The 19,777-nt window shown below is 44.0% G+C and carries 25 protein-coding genes and 2 pseudogenes; 18 read left to right on the top strand and 9 right to left on the bottom strand.

What is annotated here, in order from left to right; translation table 11 throughout:
• Positions 1 to 32 precede the first annotated feature (32 nt).
• A protein-coding gene (locus tag J4N39_RS08045) for an IS3 family transposase (RefSeq protein ID WP_503061963.1) occupies positions 33 to 1,567 on the bottom strand; the annotation gives its coding sequence in 2 pieces (ribosomal slippage) (positions 33 to 1,114 and positions 1,114 to 1,567; 1,536 coding nt in all).
• 50 nt (positions 1,568 to 1,617) lie between these two features.
• On the opposite strand from J4N39_RS08045, the pseudogene J4N39_RS08040 reads away from it, so the two are divergent.
• The 3 genes and pseudogenes from J4N39_RS08040 to J4N39_RS08030 form a co-directional block, all read left to right on the top strand.
• Positions 1,618 to 1,895: pseudogene (locus tag J4N39_RS08040) on the top strand (GNAT family N-acetyltransferase); the annotation flags it as partial.
• Between the two features lie 130 nt (positions 1,896 to 2,025).
• A complete protein-coding gene (locus J4N39_RS08035) occupies positions 2,026 to 2,358 on the top strand; it encodes a hypothetical protein (RefSeq protein WP_252017862.1) in 333 nt (110 codons plus the stop codon).
• Positions 2,359 to 2,514: 156 nt separating this feature from the next.
• Positions 2,515 to 2,820, top strand: coding sequence for an NIPSNAP family protein (locus J4N39_RS08030; protein WP_252017860.1), 306 nt, complete (start codon positions 2,515 to 2,517; stop codon positions 2,818 to 2,820).
• A gap of 234 nt (positions 2,821 to 3,054) precedes the next feature.
• Here the strand turns inward: J4N39_RS08030 and J4N39_RS08025 are convergent, their stop codons facing one another.
• Positions 3,055 to 3,201: a hypothetical protein gene (locus J4N39_RS08025; RefSeq protein WP_252017858.1), complete on the bottom strand. Its 147-nt coding sequence runs from the start codon at positions 3,199 to 3,201 to the stop codon at positions 3,055 to 3,057.
• A gap of 1,879 nt (positions 3,202 to 5,080) precedes the next feature.
• Here J4N39_RS08025 and J4N39_RS08020 point away from each other — a divergent pair.
• Positions 5,081 to 5,434, top strand: a complete 354-nt coding sequence (locus J4N39_RS08020; protein WP_252017856.1) for a hypothetical protein — start codon at positions 5,081 to 5,083, stop codon at positions 5,432 to 5,434.
• A 1,180-nt stretch (positions 5,435 to 6,614) separates the two neighbouring features.
• A complete protein-coding gene (locus J4N39_RS08015) occupies positions 6,615 to 7,220 on the top strand; it encodes a hypothetical protein (RefSeq protein ID WP_252017854.1) in 606 nt (201 codons plus the stop codon).
• Between the two features lie 116 nt (positions 7,221 to 7,336).
• Here J4N39_RS08015 and J4N39_RS08010 read toward each other — a convergent pair whose 3' ends face one another.
• From J4N39_RS08010 to J4N39_RS08000, 3 genes and pseudogenes are all read right to left on the bottom strand, one after another.
• Positions 7,337 to 7,627, bottom strand: a complete 291-nt coding sequence (locus J4N39_RS08010; protein WP_252017852.1) for a type II toxin-antitoxin system RelE/ParE family toxin — start codon at positions 7,625 to 7,627, stop codon at positions 7,337 to 7,339.
• Positions 7,620 to 7,841 (bottom strand): TA system antitoxin ParD family protein, encoded by a 222-nt coding sequence (locus J4N39_RS08005; RefSeq protein ID WP_252017850.1) that lies wholly within the window; start codon positions 7,839 to 7,841, stop codon positions 7,620 to 7,622. The genes J4N39_RS08010 and J4N39_RS08005 overlap by 8 nt, the downstream gene beginning before the upstream one ends.
• A 490-nt stretch (positions 7,842 to 8,331) precedes the next feature.
• Positions 8,332 to 9,486 (bottom strand): annotated as a pseudogene (locus J4N39_RS08000) (IS110 family RNA-guided transposase).
• Between the two features lie 181 nt (positions 9,487 to 9,667).
• Between J4N39_RS08000 and J4N39_RS07995 the strand changes: the two are divergent.
• Both J4N39_RS07995 and J4N39_RS07990 read left to right on the top strand, forming a co-directional pair.
• A complete protein-coding gene (locus J4N39_RS07995; protein ID WP_252017848.1) occupies positions 9,668 to 9,949 on the top strand; it encodes a type II toxin-antitoxin system Phd/YefM family antitoxin in 282 nt (93 codons plus the stop codon).
• Entirely contained in the window at positions 9,946 to 10,233 is a 288-nt protein-coding gene (locus J4N39_RS07990) for a type II toxin-antitoxin system RelE/ParE family toxin (RefSeq protein WP_252017846.1), read from the top strand. Before J4N39_RS07995 ends, J4N39_RS07990 begins: the two co-directional genes overlap by 4 nt.
• A gap of 145 nt (positions 10,234 to 10,378) precedes the next feature.
• Here the strand turns inward: J4N39_RS07990 and J4N39_RS07985 are convergent, their stop codons facing one another.
• Together J4N39_RS07985 and J4N39_RS07980 are read right to left on the bottom strand one after the other, a co-directional pair.
• Positions 10,379 to 10,657 carry a type II toxin-antitoxin system RelE/ParE family toxin gene (locus J4N39_RS07985; protein WP_252017844.1) on the bottom strand — a complete coding sequence of 93 codons (279 nt, stop codon included), beginning with the start codon at positions 10,655 to 10,657 and terminating at the stop codon, positions 10,379 to 10,381.
• The gene (locus J4N39_RS07980) at positions 10,654 to 10,938 is read right to left on the bottom strand and encodes a type II toxin-antitoxin system TacA family antitoxin (RefSeq protein WP_252017842.1); all 285 of its coding nucleotides are present in this window, start codon (positions 10,936 to 10,938) and stop codon (positions 10,654 to 10,656) included. The genes J4N39_RS07985 and J4N39_RS07980 overlap by 4 nt, the downstream gene beginning before the upstream one ends.
• 292 nt (positions 10,939 to 11,230) lie before the next feature.
• Between J4N39_RS07980 and J4N39_RS07975 the strand changes: the two genes are divergently transcribed.
• From J4N39_RS07975 to J4N39_RS07960, 4 genes are all read left to right on the top strand, one after another.
• Positions 11,231 to 11,689 carry a GNAT family N-acetyltransferase gene (locus tag J4N39_RS07975; RefSeq protein ID WP_252017840.1) on the top strand — a complete coding sequence of 153 codons (459 nt, stop codon included), beginning with the start codon at positions 11,231 to 11,233 and terminating at the stop codon, positions 11,687 to 11,689.
• 37 nt (positions 11,690 to 11,726) lie between these two features.
• A complete protein-coding gene (locus J4N39_RS07970; RefSeq protein WP_252017837.1) occupies positions 11,727 to 11,972 on the top strand; it encodes a Rho-binding antiterminator in 246 nt (81 codons plus the stop codon).
• A gap of 90 nt (positions 11,973 to 12,062) precedes the next feature.
• Entirely contained in the window at positions 12,063 to 12,848 is a 786-nt protein-coding gene (locus J4N39_RS07965) for a protein-tyrosine phosphatase family protein (protein ID WP_252017835.1), read from the top strand.
• Between the two features lie 46 nt (positions 12,849 to 12,894).
• Complete coding sequence (locus J4N39_RS07960; RefSeq protein WP_252017833.1) at positions 12,895 to 13,500, top strand: sugar O-acetyltransferase; 606 nt, start codon at positions 12,895 to 12,897, stop codon at positions 13,498 to 13,500.
• A gap of 11 nt (positions 13,501 to 13,511) precedes the next feature.
• On the opposite strand, the gene J4N39_RS07955 is transcribed toward J4N39_RS07960, so the two are convergent.
• Both J4N39_RS07955 and J4N39_RS07950 read right to left on the bottom strand, forming a co-directional pair.
• On the bottom strand, positions 13,512 to 14,165 hold the full coding sequence (locus tag J4N39_RS07955; protein WP_503063912.1) for a cupin domain-containing protein: 654 nt from the start codon (positions 14,163 to 14,165) through the stop codon (positions 13,512 to 13,514).
• A gap of 248 nt (positions 14,166 to 14,413) precedes the next feature.
• Positions 14,414 to 15,721 carry an outer membrane protein transport protein gene (locus J4N39_RS07950; RefSeq protein ID WP_252017829.1) on the bottom strand — a complete coding sequence of 436 codons (1,308 nt, stop codon included), beginning with the start codon at positions 15,719 to 15,721 and terminating at the stop codon, positions 14,414 to 14,416.
• Between the two features lie 413 nt (positions 15,722 to 16,134).
• Between J4N39_RS07950 and J4N39_RS07945 the strand changes: the two genes are divergently transcribed.
• The 7 genes from J4N39_RS07945 (at position 16,135) to J4N39_RS07915 (ending at position 19,738) form a co-directional block, all read left to right on the top strand.
• Positions 16,135 to 16,623: a DUF1993 family protein gene (locus J4N39_RS07945; RefSeq protein WP_252017827.1), complete on the top strand. Its 489-nt coding sequence runs from the start codon at positions 16,135 to 16,137 to the stop codon at positions 16,621 to 16,623.
• A 36-nt stretch (positions 16,624 to 16,659) separates the two neighbouring features.
• Positions 16,660 to 17,259 carry a GNAT family N-acetyltransferase gene (locus J4N39_RS07940; RefSeq protein ID WP_252017825.1) on the top strand — a complete coding sequence of 200 codons (600 nt, stop codon included), beginning with the start codon at positions 16,660 to 16,662 and terminating at the stop codon, positions 17,257 to 17,259.
• Positions 17,260 to 17,327: 68 nt separating this feature from the next.
• Positions 17,328 to 17,627: a N(4)-acetylcytidine aminohydrolase gene (gene yqfB, locus J4N39_RS07935; protein ID WP_252023671.1), complete on the top strand. Its 300-nt coding sequence runs from the start codon at positions 17,328 to 17,330 to the stop codon at positions 17,625 to 17,627.
• 8 nt (positions 17,628 to 17,635) lie between these two features.
• Positions 17,636 to 18,250 carry a DsbA family protein gene (locus J4N39_RS07930; protein WP_252017823.1) on the top strand — a complete coding sequence of 205 codons (615 nt, stop codon included), beginning with the start codon at positions 17,636 to 17,638 and terminating at the stop codon, positions 18,248 to 18,250.
• A 51-nt stretch (positions 18,251 to 18,301) separates the two neighbouring features.
• Positions 18,302 to 18,637: a DUF2834 domain-containing protein gene (locus J4N39_RS07925; protein WP_252017821.1), complete on the top strand. Its 336-nt coding sequence runs from the start codon at positions 18,302 to 18,304 to the stop codon at positions 18,635 to 18,637.
• A gap of 114 nt (positions 18,638 to 18,751) precedes the next feature.
• Positions 18,752 to 18,994: a hypothetical protein gene (locus J4N39_RS07920; RefSeq protein ID WP_252017819.1), complete on the top strand. Its 243-nt coding sequence runs from the start codon at positions 18,752 to 18,754 to the stop codon at positions 18,992 to 18,994.
• Between the two features lie 177 nt (positions 18,995 to 19,171).
• Positions 19,172 to 19,738 carry a hypothetical protein gene (locus J4N39_RS07915; protein ID WP_252017817.1) on the top strand — a complete coding sequence of 189 codons (567 nt, stop codon included), beginning with the start codon at positions 19,172 to 19,174 and terminating at the stop codon, positions 19,736 to 19,738.
• Positions 19,739 to 19,777: the final 39 nt, after the last annotated feature.

Below are 19,777 nucleotides of genomic sequence, written 5' to 3'. Positions count from 1 at the left end.
TTTCAAGGTAGTTGTCATCATTCGCTCATTAATTAAGCGGCTATTCTCTCTGGGTTCAGATGAACCTCTCTAACTGGCTCACAGTTCCTAATTCCGCTCGACCAACGCTCAGGGTGCTTTTGCTTGGCAGCAAGTAACACCTTCGCTCGATGCATTAAGATCTCTTCATCTTGACCATTGTGTCGCTGTGCTGGTGTTACATAATTCAGCTTACTGTGCTTATGCTCTGTGTTGTACCAGCGCACGAAGGATTCTACCCAGTCACGGCTTATATCTAGGTTTTCGAAGCCTTTTGTTGGCCAACTTGGCATGTACTTTACCGTGCGGAACAGTGATTCCACATAAGGGTTGTCATCACTAACTCTTGGACGGCTGTAAGATGAGGTAATACCCAGCTCATCCATCTTAGCTTTGAACGTCAGCGACTTCATTGGTGCGCCATTGTCAGAGTGCAGTACCAGTGGTTGGTTAAAGCACCGTTCACGCATTAACGTGCGCTGTAATAGTTGTGAAGCTAACTCACCACATTCACACTCATAGACATCATAACCAACGACTTTGCGGCTGTAGATGTCCTCGATGACATACAGGTAATAGTGTTGCCCACGCACCTTTGACGGCAAGTAGGTAATGTCCCATGTAAACACCTGATTAGGGCCTGTTGCCGTATAACTTGTTGGTCGTGACTGTTTCTGTCGGCTCTTCTGACGTCCACGACCATGAAGCTGACCTTCCGCTTTTAGTACTCGATAGAAGCTTGACTCCGAAGCAATATATTCGCCTTTATCTAGCAGTGTTGGGACGATCTGAGTCGGTGGTAAGCTTGCATACTCAGGTCGGTTACACACCTCGATAATGGCCATCTGCTCTAGTGGTGTGAGCTTGTTGGCAGGCTCTGGTCTCTCGCAAGCCGGCCTTTTATCCTCTTGCACCTCACCTTGCTGATACCAGCGGCGATAAGTTCTTAAGTCTATCTCCACTTCACCGCATGCAGGCTCTAGACGGCAACCGTTATTCCTAGCTTCATGGATCAAAGTGACCAAATACAGCCTTTCATCGGCAGAGGTTAATCGTCCTCTGGTTCTTCCCCGTAAAAGGCTCTCAGCTTTTTTCTCAACACAAGTAGAGCAGCCGTTTCAGCAAGTGCCTTTTCCTTATGTCGGAGCTCCTTTTTGAGCTCTTTAATCTCAAGCTTATCGGCTTTGGCCTGTTTCTTGGCTTCAGCTTCACGCTCTTTATTCGACATAAAACCTTGCATGCATTCACTTCGCCAGCCTTGTACTTCTTCTGGATATAACCCTTTTTCTCGACAGTATTGACTGAGTTCATTCTCTGTCATTGAGTAGGTTTCAGCCACAATGGCTAATTTGGTTTGAGCTGACCATTGCTCTGATGAAGTGTTGCTATTTGGCACTGCGGCTCCTGAGCGTCGAAGTTGTTTCCGCCAATGATACAGGGTTGCTGTACTGATGCCTTCTTCTTTTGCAACTTCCGCCACTGACATGGAATATGGGGGCAGAAGTTTCTTCAATATGGCTTCTTTTCTTTCTGCTGAGATACGAGACAAAGTTCACTCATTACCGCCCAAAACTGGTTAAATTTTAACAGTGACAACTATCCTGCCAGAGGGGGGTTCTATTAGGTATGGGTGTAGATGTTTCTTGTCGGAAGCAAGGTCTGGTCAAAGGCTCATTGATGCTGTTATAAATTTCTGCCAAGAAAAAGCTGAAATTGACTGGCTTGATCTTTGTGTATTATCAGAGAATTTCCCAGCAAAAAACCTCTACCTAAAAGCAGGGTTCAATGTTGTTGGAGAGTTCAAAGATCAATATAGAATCGACGGTTTGTCAGTCTCGGAAACAGCAATGACAAAGTACGTCAAAAATTACGCATAACAAGCAATTCAAGCTGATTCGCAACGCTTGGCGTTTTCGGTTTCAATTTGTTTGGTGATTACGGTGCAGTGTTTTAGTAATGTGGCAGCGTTGCTCACAACTTAATTGGGCGTTATATGCTCATGAGGAAATGATGGGACACAATGATATACATTGGCACGACTGTGAGTTGCTGTCGATGATTGAAATACCTTCACAAAGTGAGTTGATATTAAGAGTGCTATATCCGGTAGACTGGGAAAATGATAAATATGAAGAAGTTGCAATTGTATTCAGCGGATTTCACTCTCTCGCTATCAACGAAATCCCTTTCGAGGGTAACCCAACACTCTTAGCCTTAGACTCAGTAGAAAGGGTAGATGATGACTTTTTCGAGTCGAGTTGGCTCAAATTCAATTTGAGTACAAGTGCTGGTTCTCGTGTGGTTGAAGCACAAAGCGTACATCTTAGAGAACGCATATAACAATCGCTTCAACCTGACTGCCAACCTGTGGCATTTTTGGTTCGGTTTGGCGTTAGTGATTACGGTGGCCTGTTTGAGTTCGGTGCAGTTGGCAGCAAGTTAAGCGGGCGTTATACGTTTCTCACAAATTTAGGCACTTAGAAGGATTTTAAGCTTATGATTACTTGCTATGTAAGGTATGTGATTGACCCGAAAAAGGTCAAAGAGTTTGAAGAGTACGCAAGGATGTGGATTCCACTTGTTGAGAAATTCGGTGGGCAGCACAACGGCTATTTCCTACCGTCAGAAGGTGCGAATAACATAGCTCTAGCTTTGTTCACATTTGAAAGCTTATCAGCTTACGAGGTATATCGTCTTAACTCTTTAAATGATCCTGCATGCATTGAAGCTTTTGAGTTCGCAGATAAAGTAGACTGCATTATTAGTTATGAACGTAGCTTTTTCAGACCAGTGCTAGGTTAGGAAAACAACGTATAACAAATTGCTTAAGAGTGACGGCTAACCCTTGGCATTTTTGGTTCGGTCGGTTTCAGTGTTTATGGTGGCTTTGCTTGGGTTTCGTGGTGTAAGCCGCACCTTAGCAAGGCGTTAGTTTGTGGTTGGAAAAAGCCAATCTAAATAAGAGCTTAGTTCATTTTTTCGGGTGTTCACCTGTTCGTATTCACCAAGCCATGTTCTTTCCGGTGGCACTTTGATTTAAGTGTTTGTGGTTCGCTCGTCGTTTACTGTAGCTTTCAATCGTTTGGTGTTCGGAGGCGCTGCTTCTTTTTCGCTGAAACAGTGTCGGTAGAGTAGGGCTTTACTGGTGCTGTTGTTGGCAACAGTGAAAGTATCCTTTGCCATTTTGTCACAGTGTTTGCTCGTGAAATTTTGCGATTGTCTCTTCTTTGCCACGTGCGTTTGTGCGGTGTGTTTAAGTTGGTCAGCTGTCCGTTTACAATAGCGTACGGTTTAAGTATTGTATTTTAAATCAGCATCTTGGTAACCAGCCATTAGCTTTGGGTGGCTTGGCAAACTAACAAATGCTTCAAGTGGACTGCCAACCTATGGCATTTTTGGTTCGAATTGGCTTTAGTGATTACGGCGGTCTGTTTAGGTGTCGTGCATTGGCAGCCGCTTAAGCAGGCGTTAGTTTGTGGTTAGAAAAAGCCAGCCCAAATAAGAGCTTAGTTCTGTTTTTCGGGTGTTCACCTGTTCGTCTTCACCAAGTCACGTTCTTTCCGGTGGCACTTTGATTCAAGTGTTTGTAGTCCGCTCGTCGTTTACTGTAGCTTCCATTCGTTTGGTGTTCGGAGGCGCTGTTTCTTTTTCGCTGAAACACTATCTATAGAGATTAGTTTTTACTTGTGCTGTTGTTGGCAACAGTGAAAGTATCCTTTGCCATTTTGTCACTGTGTTTGGCCGCAAAATTCTACGATTGTCGCTTCATTGCCAAGTGCGTTTGTGCGGTGTGTTCGAGTTGGTCAGCAGTCCGTTTACATCAGCGCACGGTTTAAGTATTGTATTTTAAATCAGCATCTTGGCATCTAGCCATTAGCTTAGGGTGGGCTGGCAAACTAACAAATGCTTCAAGTGGACTGCCAACCTATGGCATTTTTGGTTCAAATTGGGTTTAGTGATTACGGTGGTCTGTTTAAGTGTTGTGCATTGGCAGCCGCTTAAGCAGGCGTTATGTGGCTGTTTTAGTTCATTTTTTCTAGTTTGGTTCGTCGTAAGGGTACTGAGTTCTACGTCAGTGCTTTTCACCTTTCAGTCTTCAAAATTTTTGGTGTTCAAGCACGCTGTTTCTTTGGGGGGGGGGATGCCCGCCTGTAAACCGAAATTTCCGTGTTCGCTGTGGTCAGCTTCAGTGAAAGTATCCTTGGTCATGTGAGTGCAACTGGTGTGGGAACGTCCTCAAATGTCGCTTCATTGCCAAGTGCGTTAATCGAGTCAGTTCAACTTGGGCAGCTGTCCGTTTTACTTCAGTGGCAGGGTCTAGTAATGTATTCTAAATCAACACCTTGTCACTATGCCTTTAGGTTCATCGCACTGTCTCGCAACATAACAAATTGCTCAAGAATGACGGCTAACCTTTGGCATTTTTAGTTCGTTGGGTTTAGTGATTACGGTGGCTTTGCTTAGGTTTTGTGGCAGTTAGCCGCATCTTAGCAAGGCGTTAGTTTGCGGTTAGAAAAAGCCAATTCAAATAAGAGCTTAGTTCAGTGTTCTGGGTGTTCACCTGTCCTTTCTCACCAAGCCATATTCTTTCCGGTGGCACTTTGATTTAGGTGTTTGTGGTTCGCTCGTCATTTACTGTAGCTTTCATTCGTTTGGTGTTCGGAGGCGCTGCTTCTTTTTCGCTGAAACAGTGTCGGTAGAGTAGGGGCTTTTCTGGTGCTGTTGTTGGCAACAGTGAAAGTATCCTTTGCCATTTTATCACAGTGTTTGATCGCAAAACTCTGCGATTGTCTCTTCATTCCCAAGTTCGTTTGAGCTGTGTATTCAAGTTGGTCAACTGTCCATTTACATCAGCGTACGGTTTAAGTATTGTATTTTAAATCAGCACCTTGGCACCCAGCCTTTAGCTTAGGGTGTGTTGGCAAACTAACAAGTGCTTGAAGTCGGACTGCCAACCTATGGCATTTTTGGTTCGAATTGGGTTTAGTGATTACGGTGGTTTGTTTGGGTGCCGTGCATTGGCAGCCGCTTAAGCAGGCGTTAGTTTTCATTTGGAGTTACAGTGATAAAAGTACCTGATTATTGGCTAAGTTTCCTTCGAGACAACGAATTGACGGGTAAAACATGTGAAATCCCTGATGAGCATGATATCTCAGAGTTGGGAGCGGATTTTCAGCTGTTCAGCGAATTAGAGATTGTCGATGAAACAGATAACTGTTACCCAGGTATAGCAGTGTCAAGTATGGGGTACATCGCAGTAGCTAGTTGTTTGACGGGTTCAGGTGATCCATATTTCATAAACACAAACGATGGTGAAGGCGGTAAGTTGTATCGCATCTACCATGATGACAACTCTGTAGACATTGTCGCTGAAAAGTATCAAGAAATCTTAGGCTTCATCGAATCAGAAAACTAACAATCGCTTCAACCTGACTGCCAACCTATGGCATTTTTGGTTCGGTTTGGCTTATGTGATTATGGTGGTCTGTTTAAGTATGGTGCAGTTGGAAAAAGCTAATCCAAATAAGAGCTTAGTTCAGTGTTCTGGATGTTCACCTGTTCGTCTTCACCAAGCCACGTTCTTTCCGGTGGCACTTTGATTTAGGTGTTTGTGGCTCGCTCATCGTTTACTGAAGCGACCATTCTTTTGTTGTTCGAAAGCGCTGTTTCTTTTTTGCTGGAACACTGTTCATCGAGTCTGGGTTTTACTAGTGCTGTTGTTGGCAATAGTGAAAGTATCCTTTGCCATTTTGTCACAGTGTTTGCTCGCAAAATTCTGCGATTTTCTCTTCTTGCCACGTGCGTTTGTGCGGTGTGTTCAAGTTGGTCAGCTGTCCATTTACATCAGCGTACGGTTTAAGTATTGTAAGTTAAATCAGCATCTTGGCACCAAGCCTTTAGCTTAGGGTGTGTTTGCAAACTAACAAGTGCTTGAAGTCGGACTGCCAACCTATGGCATTTTTGGTTCGGTTTGAGTTTAGTGATTACGGTGGCTTGTTTGAGTTCGGTGCAGTTGGCAGCAAGTTAAGCGGGCGTTAGTTTGCGTTTAGAAAAAGCCAGTCCAAATAAGAGCTTAGTTCTGTTTTTCGGGTGTTCACCTGTTCGTCTTCACCAAGCCACGTTCTTTCCGGTGGCACTTTGATTTAGGTGTTTGTGGTTCGCTCGTCGTTTACTGTAGCTTTCATTCGTTTGGTGTTCGGAGGCGCTGCTTCTTTTTTGCTGGAACACTGTTCATCGAGTTTGGAGTTTACTAGTGCTGTTGTTGGCAACAGTGAAAGTATCCTTTGCCATTTTATGCCGGTGTTTGGTCAAAAAACTCTGCGATTGTCTCTTCTTTGCCACGTGCGTTTGTGCGGTGTGTTCGAGTTGGCCAGCTGTCCGTTTACAACAGCGTACGGTTTAAGTGTTGTATTTTAAATCAGCACCTTGGCACCCAGCCATCAGGTTAGGGTGGGTTGGCAAACTAACAAGTGCTTGAAGTCGGACTGCCAACCTATGGCATTTTTGGTTCGAATTGGGTTTAGTGATTACGGTGGTCTGTTTGAGTGTTGTGCATTGGCAGCCGCTTAAGTAGGCGTTATGTGCTAGGAGGAGTTATGTCATCGGAAGATTGGTACAGAAATGAAGACTGGAATGAAGCTATAGAGAAGGCGTTTTACTCTAAGCTGAAAAGAGCACGAACTCAAAGGTACCAATATTTGGTAATTCAAGCATTGAGTTTGAGTGGAAATCATCCAGATGTAACGCTTAGGTTGGTAGAAGAATACTTCGAAATCAGGATAGATGCCTCTGAAGATGTTCGTGCTTTGTTAGCAAAAGCATCAGCCTACAAAAAACTTAATCAATTAGATAATTGCATTTCAACTTACAAAGAAATTATAAAACGTGAAAAAGCATCTAACACTTACCAGACTCAAGCATATTTAGATTATCCATATTTGGTGGCAACACAGAAAATTGAAAGTGAATACACTGAAGCTTCAAACGTCTTACGAGAGTGTTTTGAACAATTAACGTTTCCGTTGGATTATTTTAAGTGGCATACGACTTTCGCAATAATTAATCACGACAGTTTAGAAGCTCAAAAAGCTTTAGATGTAGCTCAGATTAAACGTTCAGGGTTTCGTTTTCACCAAAGTTTAGGGTTGGTTGGTAAAGAGCATGAGAGGGCTGTACGTATATTACGCAAACTAAGCACATAACAAGCGCTTGAAGTCGGACTGCCAACCTATGGCATTTTTGGTTCGAATTGGCTTATGTGATTACGGTGGTCTGTTTGGGTGTTGTGCATGGCAGCTGCTTAAGCAGGCGTTATGGCTCAGTAGAACCTTTTGACATCCCGGTAGAAATTTTCGTGAGAGCCCAGTGCAATTAGCTCTAAAGTAACAGTACCGTCTTCGTAGCTGTATCCGAGTAAGGTAAGTTGTTTTACCATCTTGAACTTGTGTACACGAAGAAAGGATAGATCGCCTTTCTTTTGCTCGCCCAAATACGGATCTTTCAGAAGTTCTCTGATAGCGTTATCAAGATCCGTTTTTTGGTTTTTGTGCAGCTTTTTGACTGCTTTTTTGAAGCTAGGGGTTTGAAGTACAGAGGTGATCTTAGTCAAAACTGTATTCCTCTAACTTGCCAGCTTCTTTTTCAGCTTTTGCAATAATCGCTTGTTTTACAAATTCATAAGGTAGGTCTGGGTTATCTTCCATCATTTCACCGATTTTAGCCCAGTGTTCAATTTGCTTTGGAGTAGTGCGGTTAAGTGCTTTCGCCATGATAGCGGCTTTGTCAAAAAGGTCTTGGTCAATACGTACGCTTGCAGTTGGCATATTTGTAGTCCTATGGGTGTGTATATTTATCCAATTGTAGTAACCTGCTACAATTGTTGCAAGTGGATCCGTAACAAATTGCTTAAGAGTGACGGCTAACCTTTGGCATTTTTGGTTTGGTTGAGTTTAGTGATTACGGTGGCTGTGCTCAGGTTACGTGGTGTTAGCCGCACCTTAGCAGGGCGTTGATATGACCCCCACTGTCAATTAAAACGTAGAAGTTTCTGCCCCTACATTTTCAGAGCCTTTGTCTTTATGAGAGATAGTGTTAACGCATAGATGAAGCAAGTAATTTCGTCGGTTCTCATGCTGATATCCGTGGATTACTCATCGCTGATGAGCAGAGCCTACCTTACTTGTTCCGTCGTGGCACCTGGCTTCAGTCTATGCTCGTGGTTCAATAAAGCTTTTGCTTTACTGCCGTCCTAACGCCTTCGGTGGTTTTGCCACACCCGATGCTTCATCCAATGCATTAACACTAATTCGATTTTCATGATGGCAACCTTGCGATGCGAGCTTTTTGGTCGGCTTCGCAGATGATTACCTCTCGAGCAATCGCCCAGATATAGGCGATCATCTCTCTGGCGATGGCCGTGACAACGACATTTCGATGCTTACCTCTTTGAAGCAGTCGCTGGTAACGGCGACAGAGTCTTTGCTGAGCTCGCCAAGCAATATCAATGACTTCTTTGGGTAAACACTCTTGCCGACGCTGTAACTCAACAGAGATGTTGGCTTTATGCTTGTAGGTTTGCGCACCTTCAATCAGTAGTCGCCTTGCTCGGCTATTGCCACATTTTGTTAAGCTTCCTCGCCTTGTTTTGCTTCCACTTGAGCTTTCAGTTGGTACGAGCCCTAGGTAGGCCATCAACTTCCTAGGGTGGTCGAACCTACGCAAGTCTCCGAGTTCGGCGACGGTTCCGAGTGCGACTAACAAACGGACGCCTCGCATGGCTTGTATGGCCTTAACGACAGGATAATATCGCCAGTTTTTGGCTTGCTGTAGCAGTTCGTTGTCGAGTCTTTGCAGGCGTTGGATTCGTTCGCTGATGGTAATAATCATCTCTTGGTGAACGATTTGTTGGCTGTGATGAGGCATGATGAGGTCAGTCAGCCACCGTAGATGCTTTTTAGACCAGTTGTCGTTCACAGTGGCTTGAACATTATTGCGTAGAAGGAAGCCTTTGAGCTGGAGCTTGGCATCCTTTAAATCCTGCATGGCAGTTTCTCTAGCTCGGGATAAGTCTCGAATGGCTTCATCTTCTGCTTCAGGGACGTAAATAGGGGGTAAGTTCTTCAGCTTTAAAAAGCTTGGCGAGTTTAGCCGCATCACGCTTGTCGGTTTTGATTCGGTCGCCAGACTTTTTAGGAATGAGGGAGGGGCCACGACATAGCAGCAGTGCCCAAGGCTAGTAAGTAGTCGGTAAGTCCAGTATCCACATGGTCCTGCTTCGTAGACAAAGTGTAAGGTTGCCTTGGGAAACTTCGATTGTAATTGCTGAGCTAATTTAATGAGAGCGGACTTATTGGCCTTAATCTTTCCAAGGTGCTCTGGCTTAGCACCACGATGACCTTGTAGAACTGCGACTTGAATAAATGACTTGTGCGTATCTAAGCCTATGAAAATTATGCTATCGTTACTCATGCTAGCCTCCAAATTTAGCTGTTTGCACACTAATTATGGCTCTGGCTTCAAGCTAATCCACGATATTGGAGGCTAGCACCTCGTGGGGGGCATTATGTCTATAACACAGTGCACTGTTCTTGCTCATGATGACGAATTGAACTATCATTTGTACACTATTTTGTACCATTAGGAGTTCAATATGAGCCGTATTCATTTCGATCAGGACATTCAGCCGCTATCTGAGTTCCGAGCAGGTGTAGCTTCATACATCAAACAAATCAATGAAACTCGTCGGCCTTTGGTTATTACGCAACGTGGCAAAGGGGTTGCAGTTGTTTTGGATGTTGCTGAATACGAAGCTATGCAAGAGAAGATTGAGTTACTTGAAGAGATGCGAACTGCTGAGGCTCAGTTAGCTTCTGGCTTAGGTGTAACAAATGAAGATGCTCGTGCTCAAGTGCTAGGGCGCATTAAAAATTGAAAGTAGTTTGGTCTCCTTTAGCCCTTCAAAAGCTCGGTGATGCTGCCGAATTCATATCTTTAGACAATCCACCTGCTGCTGAAAAATGGGTTAACGAAGTTTTCGACAAAACGGAGTTGCTTGGAAGCATGCCCGAAATGGGGCGCTTTGTTCCAGAAATGCCTAATACCAATTACCGTGAAATCATTTTTGGCCACTATCGTATTATCTACAGCTTGAGCCACGAGGTACGAATTCTTACAGTGAGAAACTGTCGTCAAATTTTGACAGAAGGTGATGTTTAACAATGTGTTATAACAAATTGCTCAAGAATGACGGCTAACCTTTGGCATTTTTGGTTCGGTTGGCTTTAGTGTTTACGGTGGTTTGGTGTGGGTTCCGTGGTGTTAGCAGCACTTTAGCAAAGCGTTAGTTACCCAGCGCCGGAAGTTAGCTTATCGGGAACTTCTGCTTTTGATGGAGTACACGCATGATACGAATGCTCTCACCCTCAACCCAGTACGAGACAATCATCGAAATTTCAGGAATGATAAGCAGCCTGCCTTGTATTCCATCTCGCTGAACTCCCATTAATGGTTGCTCTAACGAGCACTCAACCTTTGACTCAATGAGGTCATCAGTTTTCTCGGCCGCTGCTGGGTTAAAGTCGTATAGAAATTCAAAGATCTTCTCACGATCATTTAGAGATTCTTCTTCCCAGACAATCATTGGTTGCCTCGGTTACGAATTCTTGCTTTACGCTCTTCCATTCGCAACTTTGCTGTATCGTGGTCAATAAAAACGGCTTTACCTGAGTCATACTTCTCAAATGCTAGGTTTACCTGTTCTGTCAACCAAGCATCATGCGATAATGCTTTTCTTTGCTGTTCAGCTAGTTGCTCAGTGAGTTCACGGCAAGCATCACTAAGTGTTCGGCCTTGGCTCTCAGCCATTTGCTGGGCTAGACGTTTGGTTTCCTCGTCAACACGAAATTGAATTCTAGTGTCCATAATGCATTCCTCTTGTGTGTGTACAAATGTTAGCACCACGCATTGGGGCGGGCAACTAACAAACGACTATGGCGTCAAAAGCTAATTTTTAACTGTGTTTTCATCCCATACGGCGCTAACTCGCGGTTTCACGCTTTTAACCTTCGACTCTTTTGCCTGGCCTTTTAGTAGTAAAAGAAGCTGCCAACCTATAGAAAACTTAGTTCGGTATAGTTAATGTATTCACACAAGCCAGCTTAGTTTGCTAGAGGCTTCAAGTGACTGAACCAACATACTTTACTATAGGGCGAACATGGAAATTTCAATTAAGCGGATCGACACAGGAAATGCTGAGGAACAGCAGATTTTTGAGGGACTGTTCAGTGACTATGTAGCTGGCTCAACTCTAGAGGTAGACTCCAATGTAGTTAACCAGCTATTTGCATTGCCTTATTTTCATGGATTTGTCAGTTCTGTAGACAGCAAGCCTGCAGGTTTTGCGGTTTGCTTTGAGTCGTTCTCAACGTATCGAGCGCAAAGAGTGATGAATATCCATGACTTTATGGTGTTGGATAACTTTCGTGGTAAAGGTGTTGGAAAGGCGCAACTCGATGGTATAGAACGGTATTGTCGCGAACACGACTATTTGAAAATAACACTAGAAGTCGGTGAGGATAACCTCGCAGCTAAAAAGCTATACAGCTCATGTGACTACGAAGACTACCGAGTGGTCTTGAAAGCTCAGCAACATTGGCAAAAATACCTAAACTAGCACACATGCAAAAAACAACCTCTAGCAAGGAAAATTCATGATCAGCTGCGAAAAATACGATTACGTCGAGATAGCCTGTATGCATCGTTATCCAGTTAAACTCTCCTTGAAATCAGGTGGCGTTGTGATGGGCACGGCACTTGATACTGCTCGCAATGACGATAAGCAAGAATGCATTTTGCTCCAAACAGATGAGCAACAAACACTTGTGGTACTGGATAAAATTTCTGTACTGGAGGTTTGTGTTGATAACCCCCACTTTGTGCGTGTAAACCTCAGTTAAGTCCTCTACTAGGCGTTGAACGCTAGGGATTATGCATTGTTACTAAGGTGAAGTAGAATTGGGCTGGAACGTATTTCTATTGAGTGAACTATGCAAGACGATATCCCTTCAACAGCGCAGCTGCTAATGGGAATAAAAGGAGCCGCTCGACGTATTCCTTTTAACCCTAAACGTGACCGATTTAACCTCACCTTCAGTTTGAACACGAGTGTTCGTCAGGACTTAAACGCCAATTACATCATGGTTGATGGCAAAAATGTCGCCATAGCAACCCAATACCCATTCCCCCACCAAATTGAAGCGCAGTTGCAACTTATCGTCGACAACAGGACACCTGTTTTAGTTGTTCTGGCCAGTTATCAAGATATGGATCGAGGTCAACTGCCTGAGTACTTTTCACAATCTGCGAGCTATGGTGGAATTACTACGCATTCAGAGTTACTCGACGTTGTTGATTTAGGGGAATCAATAGAGGCTAAGATTTATCAGCTCAACATCGTCGGGTATCAAGCAACAGTCAGTGTGCCTGTTGTGCACGTACACAATTGGCCAGATCATCATACGATTCCTGCTGCTGTTACGATGAACTTAGTGACATTGATAGATTCCATTGTCGAAGAAAAGAAAGAGTTTTATTTCCAGCGAGGAAGTCGAGCCGTGACGGACCCAGATAAGTTGCTGCCTGTGATACATTGTCGGGCAGGGGTTGGTCGCACCGGGCAAACCATCGCAGCTATGGTTATGCGTCGAAGTCCCAGTTTGAGTCTGTCATCAATCACTAGGGATCTAAGAGTGTCTCGAAATGACTACATGATCCAGACACAGGTCCAGATGGAAACCTTAGTTGAACTAGAACGCAAGGTACGCAATTCCTAGTAAATGCAGCGATATCAGCTCGGGAATATAATTGAGGAGGGAAGTGATGGGTTTTAAAGAACAAATGCATAGTCAAAAAGTTTACTTCTGTGAGGATGAAGCGCTATTTGCTAAACAGCAACAGTGTTTGGAAGTTTTATACGACTTTAACCACTCACGCCCGTCAGAAACCGTCAAACGCAAAGAGTTAATGAACCAGATCTTTGCAGAAGTTGGTGATGATTGCTACATCGAACCACCCTTGCAAGCCAATTGGGGAATACACACTCATCTAGGCAAAAATGTGTATGCGAACTTTAACTTAACCTTGGTTGATGACAATCACATTTATATTGGTGACTATGTGATGATTGGCCCTAACGTGACCATAGCAACCGCAGGGCATCCGATTGACCCGAGCTTGAGAAAGCGTGTTGCTCAATTCAATATTCCTGTGACGATAGGCAATAATGTATGGGTGGGTGCAAACTCAGTTATCCTGCCGGGGGTTAGCATTGGGGACAACTCAGTGATTGGAGCTGGCAGTGTTGTGACGAAAGATATTCCGGCAAATGTGGTAGCGGTAGGTAATCCGTGCCGTGTCTTGCGAGAGATAGGTGAGCACGACCGAGAGTTTTACTATAAAGATCGACGTATCGAGATTGAATCGTAGAACAGTCGAGCCTACAAATGTCCAACTTTTACCAATATCAACGCCCCATCTTGCTTGGTAAATGGGGTATGTTGGCTTAAATGAGGGCTACGGATCCAACTGCCGGCTGGGTATTGACCATGTTCGTCATGAAAAGATCCTTCGAGCACAAATATCTCCTCGCCTCCCCAATGCTTATGGGCATGAAATTGAGTATTGGGGGCCCATTTGACGAGGGCAACTTGTTCAGTTTGGAAGGAGTGCAGTGGCATGACTTCGAGCCCCTTAGCGACACCCTCCTGCAATGGTTGTTCTAGGGTGTTGATGACTTTTTGTTCGTTATCATCTTGATCAAACTGTTGCAGTTTCACCAGTATGGTTGCGCCTTCTTTACCGATCTTTGGGGTATGAGATGTGCCAATGGGGTTTCGTACATAAGTCCCCTTGGGATAGTCACCGTGTTCATCTGAAAATACCCCATCTAGTACAAAAAATTCTTCACCACCAGTATGGAGGTGTTCTGAAAAGCGGCTGTTTGGTTGGTATTTTACAATCGAGGTGGCTCGGGCAACTTCATCACCGATGCGATCCAACATCATACGTTGTACGCCAGGCATTGGTGAATCTACCCATTGGTAGTCGTTGGGAAGAATGACTACTCGTTGGTCAAAGTTTGCGTTAATCAAAGTGCTCATGTTGGTGGCTTATCCTCGATATTGAAACAACAGCCCTTTGTGCTGGAATTGCTTGAAATGAATGATGAACCTTTTCATATTAGTTGATTCGTAACGGTTTAAGTAAAAGATCTTGGCCAACGGGGGAGAGTAGAGAAATGTTATCCTGCTGGCTGCGGGCCCAAGTTATCTTTGCATCAATAGGATAAAGAAGGCTTGGATAGTGCCAAGCCTTTGTTTCATCGATAGTAGTTACCGAGTTAGAAAGTGTAGTTAGCTTGCAATCCAATCAACCATACGCTACCTGATACCTCACCTGTAAAGGCGCCACCAATAGCCGCCGCAGTTTGGTCCGAGGCATCACGAGGCTCATTAACAGAGGCATCTTTTGCGATAATGTACGTTGCACCTAAATCAAGCAAAAGTGATTTACTTGCTTGGTAGGTTGCACCCACGCTTAACCATGTACGGTCAGTCTCTGGGATTGTGGCTGTTCGGTTTGCATCAGACACCGCAGAGGTGTCGTAGGCAATACCAGAACGTAAGGCAATTGCTGGGTCTATTTGATAAGTCGCACCCACGGCAAAGCGATAGTTGTCTTTCCAATTTTCAGACTTAATAAGGTCAGAGCTGCCATCATCAAACTCCGCTCGCAGTTCTTTAAAGGAGCTCCAGTCGGTCCAGTTTACACTGGCATGAACGGCAAGTTGTTCATTTAGCTGATGGAAACTCGCAATTTCGGCAGTCGCTGGTAGAGCGATAGAGAGTTTGCCTGGTTTATGGTCGCCGTAGGTTAATCCTTTGGCAAAGCCTTTGAAGTCCATCATTACTTCAGATTTGTAGGCAAAGCCAAGACGATTGTCGTCGTTGATCTGCCAAGCTGCACCGACTTGCCATCCCCAAGAGGTGTCATCGCCTTCCATGTATTTCAAGGTGGTGCCTTGTGGTACGGAGATAGGTGCTCCGGTAGTCGGGTGTTGGCCGACAATGTTTGTGGCCGGTGCCGTTGCACCAAAGTTTCCTTCACCAGTGACGTAACGAAGGCCACCACCAAGGCTTAACTGCTGAGACACTTGGTAGGCCAAGTTGAGGTTAGCTTCCATTGTGGTAATACTCGCTTCATTGCCAAAGTGAGATGCCGCAAAGTCAGTGCCAAGGTCAGTTTTCATGCCGTAATTGGTGCTCAGCGCAAAACCGACTGCCAATTTGTCTGAATATCGGTGCGAGATGTAAAGATTAGGGATGACCGCATCATCAGCAAAATCATTAGCGTTCGCGGTTGTGGTCTTACCGAGAGTTTGATGATCAACTTGGCCAGAGATATCTATATTTGGGTTTACGTAGATAGCACCTGTCGAAATCTGCGTGCCTTCCAAATACATAAGCATGGCTGGGTTGCGCCATTGTGCGCTTGCATTGTCTGCTATCGCCGCTTCTCCGGCATAGGCTCTCCCTAGACCCGTCGCTGAGTATTCAGCGAGCTGAAATCCTGCTGCGTTAACGTGTTGAGAGGCGCATGTCAGGCCGATGGTCACTGCTAGTGATAAAAGCTTTTTATTGTTCTTCATTGAGATGTTCGCTGAACTGATATTATTTGTGAGGCGCAATCATAGGGTTAGAGCTATTACTTTAAAAGCAAAATTCTGCATGATTCATCAAATTGGTGACTAACACTATCAAGTTTATTCTTACAGGTAATAGCTCTGTTTGTTGGCGATTTGTTGAATTTTTTGGGCGAACATCTGTAGCTTGTTTTTCGTGGTTATGGCTAACGTATGTACGCTGAAACCGGTGCGTAAAGGATATCTTTCGGCCTTTCCACCGAAGTTTCTAGGCTAATACACCCGGACCTTCAGATTGAGATAGAGGCAGTTGTTGCACTTTAGGTACACTCAGGTAATTGAATAAACGTTAGTTTGTATTAATCTCACTCACATGGTTACACTGACACTTCATTGTCGGTGTAACACATGGAGATGTGATGGACAGTTCAATTCAGTCACTATTTATCGGTTATCTTGACCAACTATCTACCGTTATTGAAAAAGTACCTGTAGACCTATTTGGGGAAACTCTCGTTGAAGGGATGTTCCCATTGGGTGTGCAGGCACAAGTTGCGGCGAATTTTCTGATTCGAGGTTATTACCCGCTAGTTGGGAAAAGTGTTGAATTGGTTGAACCTTCCACCCTAGACAAGTCGTCGATTCAAGCCATGCTGGCTGAAATCCAACTCCAGTTAAAAAGCCTTCCAAAAATTGATGAGTTAGACGACAGCATAACCCTTTCAGACAAAGCCGGTTTTAATCAGGTTAACTTACCTCAAAGCAGCTATATCTTTCGATATATCATTCCTAATTTCATGTTTCATCAAAGTATGGTTTACGCCATTGCAAGGGCGCATAACGTTGCGTTGAGTAAAGGGGACTTTGATGGATTCCATTCCTACCCTGATGGGTTTCGCTTTACTTAGATGAACTGCATGATTGACAGTGAGTAGGTGGCTTTTATGAAGGATATATCTATTGAACAAGGTTGGAGCAGAGTACACGCAATAAAAGTGGCTCAGCTCTACGAAGAGGCCTTTGGACGCAAATTTCTGCTCGCGATCCCTAGTAGAGCTCAGCGTATTGAAATACTTGCAAAAAGTTTTCAACCGGACTTCTCCTTTGTTGCCATTAAAGATGGTCGAATAGTAGGGTTAGCGGGTTTTAATGTTACGTCAGGCTCACTGACGGGTGGAATCGATGCGCAGGGTCTGATTAATCACCTTGGTTTGTGGAGTGGGTTAAGGGCATGCGCTATTTTTGGCTTGTATGAAAGAGCGGCAAGTAAAAATCAGTTGGTTATGGATGGTATTGCGGTTGAAAGTGACAGCCGAGGAGCCGGAATAGGTTCGTTGTTGCTCGATGCGATTATTGCCTACGCCACGCAAGAAGGATATCAATCTGTCCGGCTTGATGTGATTGACAGTAACCCAAGAGCCAAAAGGCTTTACGAAACCAAAGGATTCGTTGCGACCAAGGTGGAACATTTCCCATATTTAAAATGGCTGCTGGGCTTTTCTGGGTCGACCACAATGTTATTAAAGCTTGATAGTAAGCATTAAACGACGATTGAAAACCGTCCCACATAATACAAGTAAGTGAGTTTGGAGCTGATATGAGTTTGACTGAAATGACCTTTTTTGAGCGCTTTGAGAGTGACATTTTGTCAGGAAAAAAGACGATTACCATTCGAGATGCAGCTGAAAAGGACTATGCACCCGGTTCGGTCGTTCAGGTATCGGCATTTGAAGATGGGAGATGGTTTTGCGCTTTGCAGATCGTCTCTGTTACCCCCGTTCTGTTTGAACAATTATCTGATTTTCATGCCACCCAAGAAAACATGACCTTAGAGCAACTACAGCTGGTAATTCGAGAAATATACCCAAACACTGACGAGTTGTATGTAATTGAATACCAACTGGTAAGTTAGGAGCAAAGATGAGATTTGTTTACGTGATGGACCCTATGTGTGGCTGGTGTTATGGATTTCAACCCGAGTTAGATAAGCTAATTGCACAGCACCCAACCGCTCAAATTGATTGGATTATGGGAGGATTAGCGCCAGATACCGACCAACCAATGGACGAAAGCCTTAAACAAACCATTGCATCGTATTGGCATGACATAGAATCTAGAGCCGGCGTCACCTTTAATCATGATTATTGGCGAGTAAACACTCCGTATAGATCCACTTACCAAGCTTGCCGAGCCGTGATAGCAGCTGAATCTCTTGAAGAAAATAGTTCAGTAAAAATGGCTAAGGCAATCCAAGCTGCTTATTACCAACAAGCTAAAAATCCGTCATTGGATGAAGTTTTGATTGGCTGCGCTACATCTTTTGGACTCGATGCTACGACCTTTGATCAATCGCTTAAAAGCAAAGAGACAGAAACACGATTTCAGCAGCATTTATATATTGCCCATCAACTGCAGGTAAGGGGTTTTCCAGCACTGTTTTATGTCGACGAAAACCATCAGGCGTACTCGCTAGCTCAAGGCTACTGTACTGCTGAAGATCTAGAACAGCGTCTTGCACATGTCACTGGAAGGTGAAGTCCGTTGAATTTCTCAATAGATACGATAGTCTCGAGGTAGTTTAAACTTATGACGAAATTCTACCTAGCATTAACAATCCTTGGTGTGATACTACCTTACGGTGCGCTCGTACCTTGGCTAGCGACGAATGGATTGGATGGCTGGCGATTAATACAAGATGCGATTGCTAATCCAATCAGTACCCTAGCGTGGTTGGATATTTTAGTTGCGGCGGCAGCATTAATTGGGTTTATTATTGTTGATGGCAATCGTCATCAAGTCAGGTGGCGTTATTTTGCTATTCTTGGCACGTTGACTGTTGGGGTTTCATGTGGGCTACCGCTTTATCTGTATTTAAGAGAATTACAGCTCTCTCAGGCTATGGAAAAAAGTAAATGCAATTAATCATTGAACAGTGGTTTATAAATTCCAGGGCCAATCGAGAAAAATAATTACTTCTCTCAACTGGGTTTAACTTGAGGGAAGTATGGTAAGAAATTAAATAGTCGAGAGTATTTGATGGATGAGTTATTTAATGCAGTGCTAAAAGGCATTGCGTGGTTTGTTAGGATTACAGTACAGTTTTTTATTATTGATTTTATTGCTTATGGCGTCGGGTACGTCACGTGTAAGTCTTTGACTCTTGGTCGGTTCCCTTCGGGTGAAAAAACCGAGGCAGATAAAACGAAAGTGGCTGTTGTCGGGGGAGTAATCATCGCCTTAGTTCTGCTCGCAATTGCTAGTTATAACAGTATGAGTTAGCTAACACTGTTACCTTCTCACCACACAATCAGCATATTTATATTCCAATTCTCAGTTTAGATTCGAAAATTGCATTCAGTACTGACGTAGAATGAGGTTAGCTCCTATTTCAAAATACATTCACTAAAAAGAGCGGGACAACTCGTCAAATATGGATGTTTAAACTAAGGATTTCTTATGATGTTTCCCCGTGCTCATCAACCGTCAGGCAAGCTAGTGTTGGTGTTATTCTTTGTGACCAATGCTGTTTTTTCGCTCATGCTTATCTATTCCATTCCTAAGTTAATGTCTTATGCATCTGGCTTGGAAATATTTGATATGTCACCCACAGGTTATAACTATGAAATGGCGGTGGCGCTATTGAATGGATTGGGAGAGGAGGGGCGAGCCTTTTACTATCGTCATCTTATGCTTGATACTCTATACCCAGCACTATTTGCGGTATGTTACTACCTACTATTTCATTGGGTAGCAAATAAGTCACAACTTCAAAGTAATGGATGGTTGTGGCTGTCAGCCTTACCTCTACTCTCGGCGCTTTTTGATTACCTAGAAAATATTGGCATATATGCCATGTTACAGAGCTACCCAGATCTTTCGGCGAATTTGGTTGAGATGACCTCTTGGTTTACGGTGGTCAAAAGCATGTCGGCGACACTGTATTGGTTTGCTTTATTGACGGTTGCCGCAGTTGGCTTGGTGAAATGGCTCAAGAAGCGGCGTGTAGCGACGGCTGGTGGCTAATAATGTGAGGTCATTTATCGGTCACTGATCGAGCCCATC

It is taken from the genome of Vibrio sp. SCSIO 43136, from assembly GCF_023716565.1.
Classification (GTDB): domain Bacteria; phylum Pseudomonadota; class Gammaproteobacteria; order Enterobacterales; family Vibrionaceae; genus Vibrio.
The sequence above is the reverse complement of the archived record's forward strand: the minus strand, read 5'-3'. Positions and strand labels throughout refer to the sequence as shown.

Coding starts and splice junctions, on each gene's coding strand:
- J4N39_RS08035 (WP_252017862.1), top strand. CDS start 2,026: ATGATGGGACACAATGATATACATTGGCACGACTGTGAGTTGCTGTCG.
- J4N39_RS08030 (WP_252017860.1), top strand. CDS start 2,515: ATGATTACTTGCTATGTAAGGTATGTGATTGACCCGAAAAAGGTCAAA.
- J4N39_RS08025 (WP_252017858.1), bottom strand. CDS start 3,201: ATGGCAAAGGATACTTTCACTGTTGCCAACAACAGCACCAGTAAAGCC.
- J4N39_RS08015 (WP_252017854.1), top strand. CDS start 6,615: ATGTCATCGGAAGATTGGTACAGAAATGAAGACTGGAATGAAGCTATA.
- J4N39_RS08005 (WP_252017850.1), bottom strand. CDS start 7,841: ATGCCAACTGCAAGCGTACGTATTGACCAAGACCTTTTTGACAAAGCC.
- J4N39_RS07995 (WP_252017848.1), top strand. CDS start 9,668: ATGAGCCGTATTCATTTCGATCAGGACATTCAGCCGCTATCTGAGTTC.
- J4N39_RS07985 (WP_252017844.1), bottom strand. CDS start 10,657: ATGATTGTCTGGGAAGAAGAATCTCTAAATGATCGTGAGAAGATCTTT.
- J4N39_RS07980 (WP_252017842.1), bottom strand. CDS start 10,938: ATGGACACTAGAATTCAATTTCGTGTTGACGAGGAAACCAAACGTCTA.
- J4N39_RS07975 (WP_252017840.1), top strand. CDS start 11,231: ATGGAAATTTCAATTAAGCGGATCGACACAGGAAATGCTGAGGAACAG.
- J4N39_RS07970 (WP_252017837.1), top strand. CDS start 11,727: ATGATCAGCTGCGAAAAATACGATTACGTCGAGATAGCCTGTATGCAT.
- J4N39_RS07965 (WP_252017835.1), top strand. CDS start 12,063: ATGCAAGACGATATCCCTTCAACAGCGCAGCTGCTAATGGGAATAAAA.
- J4N39_RS07960 (WP_252017833.1), top strand. CDS start 12,895: ATGGGTTTTAAAGAACAAATGCATAGTCAAAAAGTTTACTTCTGTGAG.
- J4N39_RS07950 (WP_252017829.1), bottom strand. CDS start 15,721: ATGAAGAACAATAAAAAGCTTTTATCACTAGCAGTGACCATCGGCCTG.
- J4N39_RS07945 (WP_252017827.1), top strand. CDS start 16,135: ATGGACAGTTCAATTCAGTCACTATTTATCGGTTATCTTGACCAACTA.
- J4N39_RS07940 (WP_252017825.1), top strand. CDS start 16,660: ATGAAGGATATATCTATTGAACAAGGTTGGAGCAGAGTACACGCAATA.
- yqfB (WP_252023671.1), top strand. CDS start 17,328: ATGACCTTTTTTGAGCGCTTTGAGAGTGACATTTTGTCAGGAAAAAAG.
- J4N39_RS07930 (WP_252017823.1), top strand. CDS start 17,636: ATGAGATTTGTTTACGTGATGGACCCTATGTGTGGCTGGTGTTATGGA.
- J4N39_RS07925 (WP_252017821.1), top strand. CDS start 18,302: ATGACGAAATTCTACCTAGCATTAACAATCCTTGGTGTGATACTACCT.
- J4N39_RS07920 (WP_252017819.1), top strand. CDS start 18,752: ATGGATGAGTTATTTAATGCAGTGCTAAAAGGCATTGCGTGGTTTGTT.
- J4N39_RS07915 (WP_252017817.1), top strand. CDS start 19,172: ATGATGTTTCCCCGTGCTCATCAACCGTCAGGCAAGCTAGTGTTGGTG.